This window comes from Oscillochloris sp. ZM17-4 (genome assembly GCF_019599295.1).
In the GTDB taxonomy this organism is placed as follows: Bacteria; Chloroflexota; Chloroflexia; order Chloroflexales; family Chloroflexaceae; genus Oscillochloris.
The window spans coordinates 102,246-117,257 of record NZ_JAIEWN010000014.1 but is presented as its reverse complement, the minus strand read 5'-3'; the positions used below and the strand labels follow the sequence as shown (position 1 = coordinate 117,257).

Genomic DNA, 15,012 nt, shown 5'->3' with positions numbered 1-15,012 from the left:
TCGGCGTCGTCCTCGCCGAGCTCCTTCTGGATGGCGCGCATCTGCTGGCGCAGGTAGAACTCGCGCTGCTGCTTGGCCGCGCTCTCCTGAACCTCCTGGCGCAGGCGGGACTGCACCTCTAGCACGGCCACCTGCTTGTGGTAGAAGTCGCGCACCTTGCTGAGCCGGGCCATGATATCGATCGTTTCAAGCAGATCCTGGCGCTCGGCGAAGGTGTAGTCCGGCGAGTAGCCGGTGTTGTCGGCCAGGTGGCCGGGGTCCTCGATCGAGCGCACGAAGTTGCGGATCTCCTGCGAGATGCCGGGGCGTAGGTCGAGCACGGTGTCGATGGTGGCGCGGGTCTCGACGATCAACGACTGTAGCTCAGGGGTGTTGACGATCACGTCGGGGCGGCGGGTGAAGGCGAAGCGCGGGGGGCCATCCTCCTCAGCCTGCGCCCCGATCTCGGCGCGCACCATCCCGCGCACGACGACGCCGCTCACGCCGCCGGGGAGCATGCCGGACTGCTCGATCCGGGCGATGACTCCGATGTCGAAGAGCTGCTCGCGCAGGGGCGCCGACTCGTCGGCGTCGGGGCGGCGGGCCACCAGCAGGAGCTGCCGGTCGGCCTTCATGGCCGCCTCGACCGCCGGGAGCATGGCGTCCTCAAGGCTCAGGCTGATCACGGTATAGGGGAAGACCACCGCGCCGTCGAGGGCGATCAGCGGCAGGGTCTGCGGGACATCAGGGTGCTCTGAGATCTGAATGGGCTCACTCATCGGTGTGCTGCTCCGTTCATTGAAAGCGGAATGATCATTCCGCGTTAAAAGTATTATGGAACTGTTATCCCGGCTTGTCAATGGAGGAGGGAAGATTCTAGCGCAGCTCTAACAGATGGGCGACGGAAGTGGAATGCCGCTTCCACTTTGTATTGGCCTATGCTATACTTGCGCCGGATGGTGGCGAGCGAGGAGCGCAGCGATGGCTGAGGAACTGATAGCGGGCGAGCGTCGCGAGCGGCGGGATGTGCAGCGTAACATGGAGCGCGTGCTCCAGGCGGCGCAGGAGCTGTTCGCCGAGCGCGGCCCGGACGTGAAGATGGAGGAGATCGCCCAGCGGGCCGGCGTCGGCGTCGGCACGATCTACCGGCGCTTCCCCAGTAAAGATCAGCTCTTCGCTGCGGTGCGCGAGGCGGTCTGCCAGAGTACGCGCCACTGCCTAGCCCAGGCCGCCGATGATACCCACGACCCGCTGGAGCAGCTGCGCGCGATCATCATGGTGCAGTACCGCCAGAGCGCCCGCCAGGCCGCCCTGATCGACCTGCGTCCCAACCCCGCCGATGCCCCGGTCAACCTCGACCACCCCGGCCTCTACGCGTCGCTCCACGCGCTGCTCACCCGCGTGATCGCCTCCGGCCAGCGCCAGGGTAGCGTCCGCGACGGCGATCCGCTCATGCTCGCAGCGATCTGTCTGGAGCTTCTCAGCCCGCGCACGGTGCAGAACCTCAGCCGGCTGGTGGGCGACGATGTGGAGGCCGCCGCCGACCACGTCATCCTCTTCCTCTCGGCCGGGCTGGCGGTGTAGGGCGGCCTAGAGGACGATCAGCCCTTGGCGCGCGCCGATGCTCACCGCCTCGGTGCGGCTGGCCGCGTTGAGCTTGGTGAAGATCGAGGAGATGTGGAACTTCACCGTGTGCTCGCTGATCTGGAGCCGCCCGGCGATCTGCTTGTTCGGCAGCCCCTGGCTGAGCAGGGCCAGCACCTCAAGCTCGCGGCCGGTGAGCGGGTCCCCCTGGGGCTCGGCCAATCGCGGGCTGCTGATCTGGCCGGCCATCGACTGGGGCAGCGCCACCAGCCCCTGCGCCGCCGCCATGGCCGCCGCCCGCAGCTCCTCGCCGCTCGCGTCGGGCGGGATGATCGCCCACCCGCGCAGGGGCAGGTCGCGCAGCACCCCGGCCAGACGCAGGTCGTCGCTGAGCAGTACCAGGGCCGCCCCCTCGTCGCGGGCCATGGCGCGCGCCGTGGCCGCCGGGTCGTCCCCTGCGGCCACGATCACGTCGGCGGTGGGCGCGATGATCGCGCCCGCCGCCTCGCCAACGACCTCGAGATCCTGTCCGGCGATGATCGCCCGCAGCCCCGCGCGCAGGGCCGGGGTCGGCGCGATGATAAAGATACGAGTCATGTTGTCCCCTGTAGGGCCGAAGCAATTGACCGGCGCGCTGCGCGCCGGTCAATTGCTTCGGCCCTACATCGCCGGGATGCGCCCGGCCCATCCCAGGGCCACGTGGCTCGGGATGGCCACCGACAGGTCGCCGCCAAAGATCATGGCGTTGATGCCGATCATCTCGGCCTGGGCGTTGATCAGCGGCCCGCCCGAGTTGCCGGGGGCCAGGCGCACGTCGGATCGGATGTAGGTGGCCCGCTCCTCGCCGTGCTGCCGCTCCAGATCGCCCAGCCCGCTGACGATCCCGGCCGTCACCACGCCGCGCTGGCCCCAGGGGTTGCCCACGGCGAACACCAGGTCGCCCACCCGCAGGCGGGCCGAGTCGCCCAGGGTCGCCGGCGGCAAGTCGCCGCCCTCGACCGCGAGCAAGGCCAGGTCGAGCCGGGGATTGCCGGCGATCAGGCGCGCCGGGAGGCTGCGGTTGTCCAGGGTCAGCACCTCAAGGGCGTCGCCCAGCCCGTCCACCACGTGGAAGTTGGTCATCACCGTGGCCCCGTCGCGCCAGACGACGCCGGAGCCGTGGCCGCGCCCGCGCCCGCGCACCTGCACGACGCTGGGCAGCACGCCGGCGGCGAGGTCCGCCGCCGCCGCGCCGAGCATAGTCGCCGGCGGGTATGTGTCGATGGTCATAGGATTACCCCCGCTGTCCCACGGTGATCGAGAGATTCGCCAGGGCGCCGCCGCGGATCACCTGGGCCGGCACGGCCCGGCCGACCCGCTCGCCGACGAGCAGGGCCTGGAGGTCGTCGGTGTCGGCCACGGCGTGCCCGTCGAAGCTGACGAGGACATCGCCGAGGATCATGCCCCCGGCGGCGGCCGGGCTGCCCGGCTCGACCCGCACTACCAGCAGGCCGCTGGCCTGGCTCAGTCCGGCCCGCTGCCCCTCCGGCAGCTCGACGGGCTGGCTGCTGATGCCGAGGAATCCGCGCTTGACATAACCTTGGCCGGCGAGGCTATCTGCCACCCGGCGGGCGAGGGCGGCCGGCACGGCCAGGGCCGCGCCGCCGGCCAGTCCGGTGGTGAGCACGCCCACGACGGTGCCTTGCGAGTCGGCCAGGGGGCCGCCGGAGAAGCCCGGGTAGGGAGTGGCGTCGGTCTGGATAAACTGCTCAAGGACGGCGCCGCGCCGCGAGCGCAGGGGGCCGCCCAGCGCGCTGACGATGCCCAGGCTCGCCATCGGCCCGCCGCTAAGCGGCCGGCCCACCGCCAGCACGATCTGGCCGACCCGCGCCGGGATCTCGGCGAACGCCGCCGGCCCCACGCCGAGGTCGGCCACCCGCAGCATGGCCAGGTCGCTCGCCGGGTCGCGGCCCACCAGCTGCGCGGCCAGCGCCCGCCCGTCGGGCGTCTCCACGCTCAGATCCTCATCCCGCTCGATCACGTGGTCGGCGGTGAGCACCAGGTCGGCGGTGTAGACCAGGCCGCTGGCCGGCTGGCGCGGGCGGCCGCGCACCTGCACCATCGCCGCAGCCGCGCGGGCCACCGCGTCGGCCATCTGGGCCGAGATTGCGCCGAGCAGGTCGGCCGCGCTCAATGTATCGCTCATCGGGGTCGCTCCTTCAGTGCAGCACGATCGCTGACTCAAGTATACCCACTGCGGCCTCCCGCGCCATCGCCGGGCCGGCTAGCCTCGCACCTGCACAAATGGGTAGCGGCGCTGCCCGTGCTTCCGCCGCTGGCGCGGTGCCCTCTCTCCGTATTTTGTGGTGGAAGTGCCGAAAGCCGCCAGCGAAGCTGGCGGCTTTCGGCACTTCCACGCGCTATTCTAGGCGTCTGCGACAGCCGCCTGCGAGGCCTCATCGACCGGGCTACAGCTCTCGCAGACGCGGAAGGGTATCCCGGTGCCGTCCTCGGCGCGGATATTCTCGCGGCTGCCGCAGTAGCGGCACACCGAGAGGTTCTCGATATCTTCGGCGCGCCAGAGCTGTGGTGAGAGCGTGATCTCGAGGTGGTCGTCGAGGGAGAGGATGCCGATCTTCACGCAGACGGCGGCGGGGAACACATCGGCGACGCGGGCGAAGAGATTCTGCTGGTAGGAGTAGACCTCATCACCGACGATGATGTCGCGCATGCGCGGGTGTTGGCGGATCTTCATGGCTACCCGAGCCGGGCAAGCAGCCGGTGAAGGTCGGCGTCGCCCAGCGCAAAGGGCTCTTCGTCGGCGAACATCAGCTCATCAAGGGCGTCGGAGACCACATCGCTGTCGGCCTCCGCAACTTCCTCATCGCCCTGCTCGATGGCGTAGAAGAGGTCAAACGCCCACGCGGCCAGTGCCGCGTCGCTGATCTGCCCACGGAGCCGTTCGTTGATCCTGACAATAATATCGTTGCGATGAACCATGATAGCACACTTTTCCCCGTCGTGCGAGGCTAGGCAAGCGAATCCTCACAGACACTCGTGAACCCACAGCCGGCGCAGCGCCCCGGCTCGCTGTGGCTGCGCTCGGCGTCCTCGGCGTTGAGCAGGTCGCGCATCTCGTCGAGGATCGCGAGCAGATCGGCGCGCACCTCGGGTGTGTAGCGGAGCTGGAAGCTGGCCTCGGCGTAGCGCAGGATGCCATAGGGCGGGGCATTCCCGCTCGTCTCCTCGATCAGCAGGCAGTAGGCGGCGAGCTGCATCAGGTCCGACTCGTAGGGCTGCGGGGCATGGCGGCCGGGCTTCACCTCCACCGGGATCTGGCGGCCGGCCCGCTCGATGATATAGTCGGGCTTGCCGCTGAGCCCGTAGCGCCGGGCCACCAGCGCCCGCTCCAGACCCCGGCCGGCCCGCGCGTCATCGGCGCGCACGGGCGCCCAGGGCAGCCCAGTGCGGGCGCGGGTGCGCATGGCCAGGATGAGCGCGGCGAGGGCGAGGGCGATCAAAACAACCGCAAGAGATGTCATACAGTGCAGATTGCAGATTGCAGATTGCAGATTGGCCAATCTGCAATCTGCAATGATTCTAGCGGAGGAACAACAACATAACTCCCACGGTGAGCAGAATCCCGGCGGCCCAGATCAGCCCGCCGCTGAGCGCCACCGCCCGGCTGTGGCGGGCGTGGCGGAGCGTGCCGAGGTCGCGCCGCTCCTGTCCCGCAGGCGTCTCGCCGGCCACCCGGCGCAGCCACCAGGCCCGCGCACAGTACACATACTCGCCAACCTCACTGGCTCGGATCATCGTTCAGTGCCTCAGTGCCTCAGCGCCTCAGTGATGATTAATTCCCCAGCACCGGGGTGCCCTGGATGGCGTTGATCACATCATTCACCGTGATCAGTAGCATCAGGCCCATCAGGGCGGCGAAGCCCAGGGCGTGGACGAGCGCCTCCTTCTCCGGGGGCACCTTCTTGCCGCCGCGCAGCATCTCGACCACGGCGAAGATGATGTGGCTGCCGTCGAGGGCGGGGATGGGCAGCAGGTTCAGCAGGAAGAGGTTCAGGCTGAGGATGGCCGTCAGGTTCCAGAAGGCCAGGAAGCCGCCGGGCTGCTGGATCACCTCGCCGGTGGCCCGGGCGATGCCCACCGGCCCGATCGGCTCGCCGGCCGGCGAGGGAGTGGAGGAGAAGATCCCGGCGATCGAGGCCGGCAGCGAGGCCAGCGACTTCAGCATCTGGCCGGTGAGGTTTAGGCTCTCGGTGACGCCGCTCACGACCGCCACCGCCGGGTTCACCGGCTCGCGGACGATATGCTGGGAGTAGCTGAACCCGAAGCCGAGCTTGAAGCTCGTGCCGTCAGGTCCCGTCCATGGTCCGGGCGTCACCTGCAGCGTGATCTCCTGGCCATCACGAAGCACCACCGCCTCCAGGGCGCGGCCCCCGCTGGCCTGGGCGGTCGCCGGGATCAGCGAGCTGTCGCTCAGCTCCTTGCCATCAAGGCGGATAAGCTCATCGCCGGCCTGGAATCCGGCCGCGGCGGCCGGGGTGTCGGGGAAGACCGCGCCGATATCCTGTCCGCCCGTGGGCGTGGGCACCCCCTGGATCATAAAGATCACCGCAAAGATGAACATTGCCAGGACGAGGTTCATTAGCGGGCCGGCGACCATCACCAGGATCTTGCGCCAGGGCGGGGCGGCGGCCAGGCTGCCGCCAGCCCCGTAGAGGCTATCCTGCCCCTCGCTGTCGTTGGCGAAGCGGACGAACCCGCCGAGGGGCAGCCAGTTAAGCGTATATTTCACGCCGCCGCGCTCAAACATTACCAGGGCGCGGGGCGGGTAGCCGATGCCAAACTCCTCGACCTTGATTCCCATCCAGATCGCGGTGAGGAAGTGCCCGAGCTCGTGGACGATCACCAGCAGGGCCAGCATCAGCAGGAAGGCGCCGATCGCGATGACCGGGTTGCTGCTGGTGTTCTGGGCGGCCTGGGCGGCTGGCGCGAGGGCGGCGACAAGAAGTGTATGGGCCATGAAGGGTGCTCCGCTGCCTATGGGGGTGTTCAGGGGCGCTGCCCTGAGCGTTTCCCGCCGTATAACACGTGAGGCGGGCATGCGCCCGCCTCTGCCCGTTGACCCATAAAGTGTACCTGATCAGGATCCGAGTGTCAACAGAATCAGGTAGTAGATCACCGGCGCCGTGAAGAGCAGCGAGTCGATCCGGTCGAGGATCCCGCCGTGGCCGGGGATGAGCTGGCCTGAGTCCTTGATCCCGATCTGGCGCTTGATCAGCGACTCGACGAGGTCGCCCAGGGGGCCGGCCACGCCGGCTGCGGCGCCGATCAGGGCGGCGTCGGCGTAGCCGATCGGCAGGCCGAGGATTGCCACGGCGAGCAGGGCGCTGAGGATCGAGGTGACGAACCCGCCGGCGGCGCCCTCCCAGCTCTTCTTCGGGCTAAGGATGGGGGCCATCTTATGCCGGCCGAAGGCCCGCCCCACGAAGTAGGCCGCCGTGTCCTGCAGCCAGGTCACGGCGAGGACGAGGAAGATCCACGAGGTCCCGGGTGGGATATGCAGCATGGCGAGCCAGCCGCCGCGCAGGGGTGTGTCGAGCTGGCCGATCAGGATGAAGTAGCTGAGCAGCCCGCCGATGTAGTAGGCCCCGCTGAAGGTGAGCGCCCAGCTGATCAGGCTGTCGCTGCGGTCGCGCGGCAGCAGCTCGTAGGCCAGGCTGATCAGGATCGAGAGCCCGATAGCGGCCCCGCTGAGGTCAAGCGAGGTGCTGGGCTGGAAGGCGGTGGCCGCGCAGACCAGCAGCCCGACGGCAAGGCCAACCGGCGTCCGCGGCGTATAGCCGCCGCGCCGTATGATCCCGTTGAGCTCGACGACGCCCAGCACAATGCAGAGCCCAACCAGGATCGTCGTTGACCAGTACCACCAGGCGGCGGCGACCACGATCGGGATCAGGACACTGACGCTGGCGACGCGGAGCGCCAGGGAGCTAGCTCTGCTCGGTGAGTCCGCCGAAGCGGCGTTCGCGCCGTCCATAATCTCGTATTGCCTGATGAATATGTTCGGGGCGGAAGTCGGGCCAGAGCACCGGGGTGAACCAGTACTCGCTGTAGGCCGCCTGCCAGATCATAAAGTTCGAGATGCGCCGCTCGCCGCTGGTGCGGATCACAATGTCGGGGTCCGGCATCGTGGCAGTATACAGATGATCGCTGATCAGCTGCTCATCGATCTTATCGAGGCTGACCCCCTGCGCGACGAGGCCGCGCACCGCGTCGACAATATCGGCGCGGCCGCCATAGTTAAAGGCGACGGCCAGGGTCAGGCCGGTATTGTGCTGGGTCAGCTCGATCGCGTGCTGCACCTTGCGGCGCAGGCGCGGGCTGAGGCCTTCGAGCCGGCCAAGGTGGCGCAGCCGCACGTGCTGCTCGTGGAGGTTCTTCGTCTCGCGGTCGATGAAGTCGCCCAGGATCTGCATGAGGCCCTGGACCTCCAGGGATGGCCGGCTCCAGTTCTCGGTCGAGAAGGCGTAGATCGTCAGGTAGCGCACCCCGAGGGTGTTGCACTCACTGACAATGCTGCGGATATTCTCCGTCCCTGCGCGATGTCCGGCCATGCGCGGCTGGCCGCGCTGCTTCGCCCAGCGCCCATTCCCATCCATAATGATGGCGATGTGGGCCGGGATGGGTAATCCTTCGAGCGGGCTCTCGGTGCTGCTCATGGCCTTCTCTGATCTGCAATAGCCGATAGCCGACAGGCTATTGCGTCGCGGTGATGGGTGCCACGCAGCCGATAGCCGATAGTCGGGCGTTGCGCACCTGCGTTACACGGCAAGAACTTCCGCCTCTTTATCGGCGCCGATCTGCTCGAGCTCCTTGGTGGCCCGGTCGGTGAGCTGCTGGACGCGCTCCTGGCCACGGTGCAGGTCGTCCTCGTTGATCAGCTTCTCGGCCTCAAGCTGCTTCAGGTCATCGATCGCCTCGCGGCGCTGGTTGCGCACCGAGACTTTCACATCCTCGACGCGGGTGCGCACGTGCTTGACCATCTCGCGGCGGCGCTCCTCGGTGAGCTGCGGCACGGCGAGGCGGATCAGGCGGCCGTCGTTGCTCGGGTTGATCCCGAGGTCCGAGTTCTGGATGGCCTTCTCGATCACCTTGATCATGGTGTTATCGTAGGGCTGGATGACGATCAGGCGAGACTCGGGAACGCTGATGTTGGCCAGCTGGTTGAGCGGCATCGGCGCGCCATAGGCGTCAATCTGCATATGTTCGACCATGCCGGTTGAGGCGCGGCCGGTGCGGATCGTCGCGAGGTTATGCTTGAGCGCCTCGGTGGCCTTCTTCATGCTCGCATCGAACTCGTTCAAGACATCGTTGATCATCACGCGCCTCCTAGATCGTTGCTCACCAGCGTGCCCACGCGCTCGCCCATCACGATCCGCTCGATCGTGCCCGCATCGAGGGCGTTGAAGACGATAATCGGAATATTATTATCCATGCAGAACGTGAGTGCGGTGCTGTCCATCACTGCAAGCCCGCGGTTGAGAGTCTCCAGATAGGTGATGTGGTCGAAGCGGGTGGCCTCAGGGTTGCGCCGCGGGTCGGCGCTATAGATCCCATCGACGCCGTTCTTCGCCATCAAGATCACCTCGGCGTGGACCTCGGCCGCCCGCAGGGCCGCCGCCGAGTCGGTGGTGAAGTAGGGGTTGCCGGTGCCGCCGCCAAAGATCACCACGCGGCCCTTCTCCATATGGCGCGTCGCCCGCCGGCGGATGTAGGGCTCGGCCACCTCGTCCATCTTCAGCGCCGTCATCGCGCGGGTGTCCAGGCCGTGGCGCTCCAGAACATCCTGCATCGCCAGGGCGTTGATCACCGTGGCCAGCATACCCATATAGTGCGACTGGGCGGTGTCCATGCCCCGCTCGATCGACTGGTTGCCGCGCCAGATGTTCCCGCCGCCGATCACGACGGCGACCTCAACCCCGTGCCGGATAACCTTCTCGATCTCCTGGGCGAGGAAGTCGAGCATCTCATAGCTGACGCTCTCGCCGTCATCGCCCTTGATCTGCTCGCCGCTCAGCTTGATCAGGATCCGCCGATATTTTGGCTCTTGCATAGGATATGAAGAGGGCAGGGGTCAGGAGCAGCAGCAGGGCTGACCTACCACCTACATCCCGACCCCCGCCCCTGTTCTTAGGCGCCAACCTCGTAGCGCACGAAGCGGCGGACGATAATATTCTCACCCAGCTTGGCGATCGCCTCCTTGAGCTTCTCCTCGATCGTGCGCGAGGCGTCCTTGACGAAGGGCTGCGCGAGGAGCACGCTCTCCTTGACAAAGTTCTCGCGGGTCAGGCCGCTCTCGGTCACATCCGCATCCGTCACCTCATCTTCGCTGATGTAGCGCGGGTTGAGGGCGACGACGTGCTGGGCGAGGGCGTTGGCCAGGCTGCCGAACTCCTCGGTGCGCCCGACGAAGTCCGTCTCGCAGTTGAGCTCGACCATCCCGACGATGCGCGAGCCGTAGTGGACGTAGACGCCGATCAGGCCCTCTTTCGCCTCGCGGGTGGACTTCTTGGCTGCGGCCTCGATCCCGCGCTCGCGCAGGATGTCGATCGCCTTATTGATATTGCCCTCCGTCTGCTCAAGGATGTCTTTGCAGTCCTTGATGCCGGCGCCCGTGCGCTCGCGGAGCTCCTTCACAAGCTCGATAGAAACAGCCACGACCCTCTCCTTATATAGTTGTGTGTAGTGTGCCGAACATATGCGGGAGGGCTTTGAGGAGGGCGTAGCCCTCCTCAGAACCCCCTCCGACAACAGACGCGCTAGAGATCGTGTGCCGACTGGCGGCGATCGATGCCCTCCTGGGCGGCGTCGGCCATCTTGCTGGTCATCAGGCGGATGCCGCGGATCGCGTCATCGTTGCAGGGGATCACATAGTCGATCTGATCCGGGTCGCAGTTCGTGTCTACCATCGCCACCACGGGCACGCCGACCTTCGCAGCCTCCTGGACGGCGAGGCTCTCCTTGTGCGGGTCGATGATGAAGAGGGCGCCGGGGAGGCGATCCATCGTCTTGATGCCGCCGAAGACCCGGTTGAGCTTGCCGATCTCCTCCTCGAGCTTCAGCCCCTCGGCCTTGGTCAGCCGCGAGAAGTCGCCCCGGTCACGCTGACCCTCCAGGTCGGAGAGGCGCTTGAGCCGGGCGCGGATGGTGGAGAAGTTCGTCAGGGTGCCGCCGAGCCAGCGCTGGGTGATGTAGTACTGCCCCGCGCGGCCAGCCTCCTCGACCACGGCCTCCTGGGCCTGCTTCTTGGTGCCGACGAAGAGGATCTTCTCGCCGCGGGCCGTCAGATCGGCGACGAAGCGGTAGGCCGACGTGACGCCGGAGATCGTCTTCTGGAGGTCGATGATGTGGATCCCGTTGCGGGCGGTGAAGATGTAGGGCCGCATCTTCGGGTTCCAGCGGTTCGTCTGGTGGCCGAAGTGGGCGCCCGCCTCAAGGAGCGCCTTGATCGAAACGACGCGTGTGCTTGCCTGGGTCATTGTTGTTCTGCCTCTCGCTTCCTTAGTGTATGGTCGATGCCATCCGCCACCCCCAATCTCGGCACTCGGGCCGGCGCTGCCGGCAGGAGTGAGTACCCTTGGTGGGTGTGTGTATTTGGCGTGTGAAACACACCGCCGGGCAGTATAGCACAAAGCCCAGGGCGCGGCAACCTATGCGCCCTGGGCTTTGTATTGACATAAGAAATAACGAAAGATGGCACCGGGCGCGCTGCGATCGTGAGGGCCGCCGCACGCGACGCACCAACGGACGCCCCCCAGCGGAGCACTCCCTCCCTACCCCAGCACGCGCTTGATCGCGGCCATGGCGCTGTCGTAGTCGGGCTCCTGGCCGGCCACCGGCACAGCTGGTGCGTCGGCGATCTCTACGGTAATTCGGGCATGGGCCGGCTCGTCGGCGCTCGCCCATCCCTCAATCCCGTTGCTCAGGACCTTGGCGAATTCCCTCGGCAGGCCGGCGAACCCATGATTGAGCTCGTGGAACGCATTGTGCAGGTGGGCGCGCGACTGCTTCGGTAGCAGCCGCATCGGCAGGCTCATCGCGCCCCAGCCCAGGCGGCCAACCTTCGTCATGACTTCTTCTGCCGTGTCTATGATCTCATCACGCCGCCTCTGGCGGCCAGTCCCTCGATTGCTCATGTGGTGCTCCTTCTGCGCAGAGTACAGAATGCAAAAACGGCCACGTTGTGCGTATGCGATGCTCTGGTCGTATCATACTGCGATTTTGCCTGTAGGGCAATCGGCCATCGCCTGAGCGGCGGCGACTTGGCCAAAGCTGACGCCGCCATCGTTGGCGGGGACGAGCCGGGGCAGCAGGGCGCGGCGGCCGGCCGCCCCCAGCTGTGCGATGGCGCCCTCGGCGAGCAGGCGGTTCTGGAAGCAGCCGCCGCTGAGGGCGATCTGCTCGACGCCGAGCAGGCCGGCGACCTCGGTGATCGCGGCGATGGCCCCGTTGTGGAAGCGGGCGGCGGCTCTGGCCGGCTCGACGCCGCGCTTCATGTCGTTCAGCAGCGCGACGATGGCCGAAGCCCAGTCGACGATCAGCGGCTCGGCGACGCAGCTCACCCCGCCGGCGGGCGCGGGCGGGGCGGGCACCTGCGCGTAATGGATGTCGAACGCGTAGGCCGCGCGCTCGCCGGGGTCGGCCAGATGCTCAAGCGCGATCGCCGCCTGGCCCTCGAAGCTGACCCGCTGGCGCAGGCCGAGCAGGGCGGCCACGCCGTCGAAGAGCCGGCCGGCGCTGCTGGTGAGTGGGCTGTTGATCCCCTGGAAGATCATACGCTCCAGGATGCCGCGCTGGGTCTGGTCGAAGTGAGCCACGGGGGCCAGGTGATCTTGCTCAAAGATGCCCTTGCCGAAGATCTCCATCAGCAGGGCTACGGCCACGCGGGCCGGCTCGCGCACCGCCGCGTCGCCGCCGGGCAGGCGGAAGGGCCTCAGGTAGGCCACGCGCCGGCTGCCGGACGCATCGCCAAGTAGAAACTCGCCCCCCCAGATCGTGCCGCCCACGCCGTACCCGGTGCCGTCCCAGATCACGCCCAGGGCCGGGCCGGCGGCGTGGTGCTCGGCCAGGCAGGCGGCGAAGTGGGCGTGGTGGTGCTGCACGGCCACCCGCCTCGCGCCGGGGGCCAGCGATGCCCTGCGGGCGAAGTGGCTGCTCACATAGTCGGGGTGCAGGTCGTGGGCGACGATCTCCGGCCTGGCCTCATAGAGCCGCAGGAAGTCGGCGATCACCCGCTCGAAGGCGCTGACCGCCTCCATCGTGCTCAGGTCGCCGATATGCTGGGAGATGAAGGCCTGCCTGCCGACGCTGAGGGCGACGGTGTTCTTGAGCTGGGGGCCGACGGCGAGGATGCAGGGCGCCTCGGCGGGCAGGGCCACGGGCAGCGGCGCGTAGCCGCGGGCGCGGCGCAGTAGGCGCGGGGCACCGGCCATAAAGGTCGCCACGCTGTCGTCGATATGTCGCGCGATCGGTCGGTCGTGGGCAAGGAAGGCGTCGGCGATCTGGCCGAGCCGCCGGGCGGCGTCCTCCTCGCCGATGCAGATCGGCTCATCGCTCAGGTTGCCGCTGGTGGCCACCAGCGGGAAGTCGATGGCGCGCAGCAGCAGGTGGTGTAGCGGCGCGCATGGCAGCATCACGCCGAGGTAGGGGCTGCCGGGGGCCACCTCGGGCGCGATGGGGAAGGCCCCGTCGGCGCGGCGGGGCAGCAGCACGATCGGCGCCTCGGCCGAGCTGAGCAGGGCCGCGGCGGCATCGTCTACCTGCACGATCTCGGCGGCCTGGGCCAGGTCGCGGGCGATCAGGGCCAGCGGCTTCTCGGGGCGGGCCTTGCGGTCGCGCAGGCGGGCCACGGCCTCGGCGCTACGCGGGTCGACCATCAGCTGGTAGCCGCCGAGGCCCTTGACAGCCACGATCTGGCCCTGGCGCAGGGCGGACGCGGCCATCGCCAGTGGTGAGCTGGGGGCTGGGATGTGGGGTGTAGGAGTTCGTTGAGGGTTAGCACTGCCAACCCCCAACCCCCAACCCCCAACCCCCAACCCCCGATACTCCAGCCTCGGCCCGCAGACCGGGCAGGCGTTCGGCTGGGCGTGGAAGCGGCGGTCGGCCGGGTGCTCATACTCCGCCAGGCAGGCGGGGCAGAGCGCGAAGCCACGCATCGTGGTGTTCGGCCGGTCGTAGGGCAGCGCGGTGATGATCGAGAAGCGCGGGCCGCAGTTGGTGCAGTTGGTGAAGGCGTAGCCGAAGCGGCGGTTATCCTGGTCGAGCGTCTCGGCCAGACACTCGGGGCAGGTGGCGGTGTCCGGCAAGATGAGCGTGGTGCGGGGGCCGCCGCCGTCGCTGAGGCGGATGTGGAAGCCCCGGTGGCCGTGGGGCGCACGCCAGGCGGCCTCCAGATCGACGATCAGCGCCCGCGGCGGGGCCTCGTCGCGCAGGCGGCGCAGGAACAGCTCCAGGCCCGCCGGCGGCCCGTCGAGCTCGATCGACACGCCGCCGGTGCCATTGAGCACCCATCCATCCAGGCCGATCTCCTGGGCGAGCCGGTAGACGAAGGGGCGGAAGCCGACGCCCTGGACGGCGCCGCGCACGAGGACGTCCAGCCCGGCGGGCGGCGGCTCGGTCAGCGCGTCGCTCACAGGGCCGACCACGCATCGATATGCGCGAGGAAGGCCTCGACCACCGCCGGGTCGAAGTGTACGCCGGCCTGCTCGGCGAGGTAGGCGCGGGCCTTGCTCATTGGCCAGGCGGGCCGGTAGGGGCGATCATTCGTCAGGGCGTCCCACACATCTACCACGGCGAAGATCCGCGCCGCGAGCGGGATCGCCGCGCCCTTGAGGCCGGCCGGGTAGCCCTTGCCGTCCCAGCGCTCGTGGTGGGAGATGGGGATGGCCATGGCCGGGCTGAGGAAGGTGATCTTGTGGAGCAGATCGTAGGCGTACACCGGGTGCATCCGCATCTGGGCCCACTCGGCGTCGGTGAGCGGCCCCGGCTTGAGCAGGATCGCGTCGGGCACGCCCATCTTGCCGATATCGTGGAGCAGCGCGCCGCGGCGGATGTGCTCAAGCTCCTCATCGGGGACGCCCATGGCGACGGCGAGGTTCATGGTCAGCATCGTGACGCGCCGGCTGTGCCCCTCCGTCTCCTTATCGCGCAGCTCAAGCGCCTGCGACCAGCCGGTGATCGTGGCGTCGTAGGCCTCCCTGAGCGCCACGTTCGCCTGATGGACCTCGCGCTCGTGGTGGCGACGGTCGCTGACATCCTGCTTGATCGCGATAAAGCGGATGATCGCTCCCGACGGGCTGCGCACGGGGGTGATCGTCTGCTCCTCCTCGTAGAGCGACCCGTCCTTGCGCCGGTTCACCATCGTGCCGTACCAGACCTGCCCGTCCAGGATCGTAT

At 68.0% G+C, this 15,012-nt stretch carries 19 protein-coding genes; 1 reads left to right on the top strand and 18 read right to left on the bottom strand.

All coding sequences use genetic code 11. The features are described 5' to 3' along the window. The coding region (locus K2Z83_RS12765) for an LON peptidase substrate-binding domain-containing protein (protein WP_220595564.1) at positions 1–758 on the bottom strand (758 nt) is incomplete at its 3' end. A gap of 202 nt (positions 759–960) precedes the next feature. On the opposite strand from K2Z83_RS12765, the gene K2Z83_RS12760 reads away from it, so the two are divergent. Then, positions 961–1,563, top strand: coding sequence for a TetR/AcrR family transcriptional regulator (locus tag K2Z83_RS12760; RefSeq protein WP_220595563.1), 603 nt, complete (start codon positions 961–963; stop codon positions 1,561–1,563). Positions 1,564–1,569: 6 nt separating this feature from the next. On the opposite strand, the gene K2Z83_RS12755 is transcribed toward K2Z83_RS12760, so the two are convergent. The 17 genes from K2Z83_RS12755 to K2Z83_RS12675 all read right to left on the bottom strand — a co-directional run. Beyond that, positions 1,570–2,160: a response regulator transcription factor gene (locus K2Z83_RS12755; protein ID WP_220595562.1), complete on the bottom strand. Its 591-nt coding sequence runs from the start codon at positions 2,158–2,160 to the stop codon at positions 1,570–1,572. A gap of 63 nt (positions 2,161–2,223) precedes the next feature. Beyond that, complete coding sequence (locus K2Z83_RS12750; protein ID WP_220595561.1) at positions 2,224–2,832, bottom strand: S1C family serine protease; 609 nt, start codon at positions 2,830–2,832, stop codon at positions 2,224–2,226. Between the two features lie 4 nt (positions 2,833–2,836). After that, positions 2,837–3,748, bottom strand: coding sequence for a S1C family serine protease (locus K2Z83_RS12745; RefSeq protein WP_220595560.1), 912 nt, complete (start codon positions 3,746–3,748; stop codon positions 2,837–2,839). 219 nt (positions 3,749–3,967) lie between these two features. Beyond that, on the bottom strand, positions 3,968–4,297 hold the full coding sequence (locus K2Z83_RS12740; protein ID WP_220595559.1) for a hypothetical protein: 330 nt from the start codon (positions 4,295–4,297) through the stop codon (positions 3,968–3,970). Between the two features lie 2 nt (positions 4,298–4,299). After that, on the bottom strand, positions 4,300–4,542 hold the full coding sequence (locus tag K2Z83_RS12735) for a hypothetical protein (protein WP_220595558.1): 243 nt from the start codon (positions 4,540–4,542) through the stop codon (positions 4,300–4,302). Between the two features lie 29 nt (positions 4,543–4,571). Continuing rightward, complete coding sequence (cas4, locus tag K2Z83_RS12730; RefSeq protein ID WP_220595557.1) at positions 4,572–5,084, bottom strand: CRISPR-associated protein Cas4; 513 nt, start codon at positions 5,082–5,084, stop codon at positions 4,572–4,574. A 58-nt stretch (positions 5,085–5,142) separates the two neighbouring features. Next, positions 5,143–5,358 (bottom strand): hypothetical protein, encoded by a 216-nt coding sequence (locus tag K2Z83_RS12725; protein WP_220595556.1) that lies wholly within the window; start codon positions 5,356–5,358, stop codon positions 5,143–5,145. A gap of 37 nt (positions 5,359–5,395) precedes the next feature. Then, positions 5,396–6,580, bottom strand: a complete 1,185-nt coding sequence (locus tag K2Z83_RS12720; protein WP_220595555.1) for an RIP metalloprotease — start codon at positions 6,578–6,580, stop codon at positions 5,396–5,398. A gap of 120 nt (positions 6,581–6,700) precedes the next feature. Then, positions 6,701–7,594 (bottom strand): phosphatidate cytidylyltransferase, encoded by an 894-nt coding sequence (locus tag K2Z83_RS12715; RefSeq protein WP_220595554.1) that lies wholly within the window; start codon positions 7,592–7,594, stop codon positions 6,701–6,703. Continuing rightward, positions 7,548–8,276: an isoprenyl transferase gene (locus K2Z83_RS12710; protein WP_220595553.1), complete on the bottom strand. Its 729-nt coding sequence runs from the start codon at positions 8,274–8,276 to the stop codon at positions 7,548–7,550. The genes K2Z83_RS12715 and K2Z83_RS12710 overlap by 47 nt, the downstream gene beginning before the upstream one ends. A gap of 102 nt (positions 8,277–8,378) precedes the next feature. Next, the gene (frr, locus tag K2Z83_RS12705; protein ID WP_220595552.1) at positions 8,379–8,936 is read right to left on the bottom strand and encodes a ribosome recycling factor; all 558 of its coding nucleotides are present in this window, start codon (positions 8,934–8,936) and stop codon (positions 8,379–8,381) included. Continuing rightward, complete coding sequence (gene pyrH, locus K2Z83_RS12700; RefSeq protein WP_220595551.1) at positions 8,936–9,670, bottom strand: UMP kinase; 735 nt, start codon at positions 9,668–9,670, stop codon at positions 8,936–8,938. Before pyrH ends, frr begins: the two co-directional genes overlap by 1 nt. 77 nt (positions 9,671–9,747) lie before the next feature. Next, positions 9,748–10,275 (bottom strand): translation elongation factor Ts, encoded by a 528-nt coding sequence (gene tsf / locus K2Z83_RS12695; RefSeq protein WP_220595550.1) that lies wholly within the window; start codon positions 10,273–10,275, stop codon positions 9,748–9,750. 101 nt (positions 10,276–10,376) lie between these two features. After that, a complete protein-coding gene (rpsB, locus tag K2Z83_RS12690; RefSeq protein ID WP_220595549.1) occupies positions 10,377–11,096 on the bottom strand; it encodes a 30S ribosomal protein S2 in 720 nt (239 codons plus the stop codon). A 294-nt stretch (positions 11,097–11,390) separates the two neighbouring features. Beyond that, a complete protein-coding gene (locus K2Z83_RS12685) occupies positions 11,391–11,753 on the bottom strand; it encodes a hypothetical protein (protein WP_220595548.1) in 363 nt (120 codons plus the stop codon). Positions 11,754–11,825: 72 nt separating this feature from the next. After that, entirely contained in the window at positions 11,826–14,249 is a 2,424-nt protein-coding gene (hypF, locus tag K2Z83_RS12680; protein ID WP_370650163.1) for a carbamoyltransferase HypF, read from the bottom strand. Further along, positions 14,246–15,012, bottom strand: a 767-nt coding sequence (locus K2Z83_RS12675; RefSeq protein ID WP_255603855.1) for an HD domain-containing phosphohydrolase, incomplete at its 5' end; no start/stop codon positions are given. The genes K2Z83_RS12675 and hypF, both read right to left, overlap by 4 nt.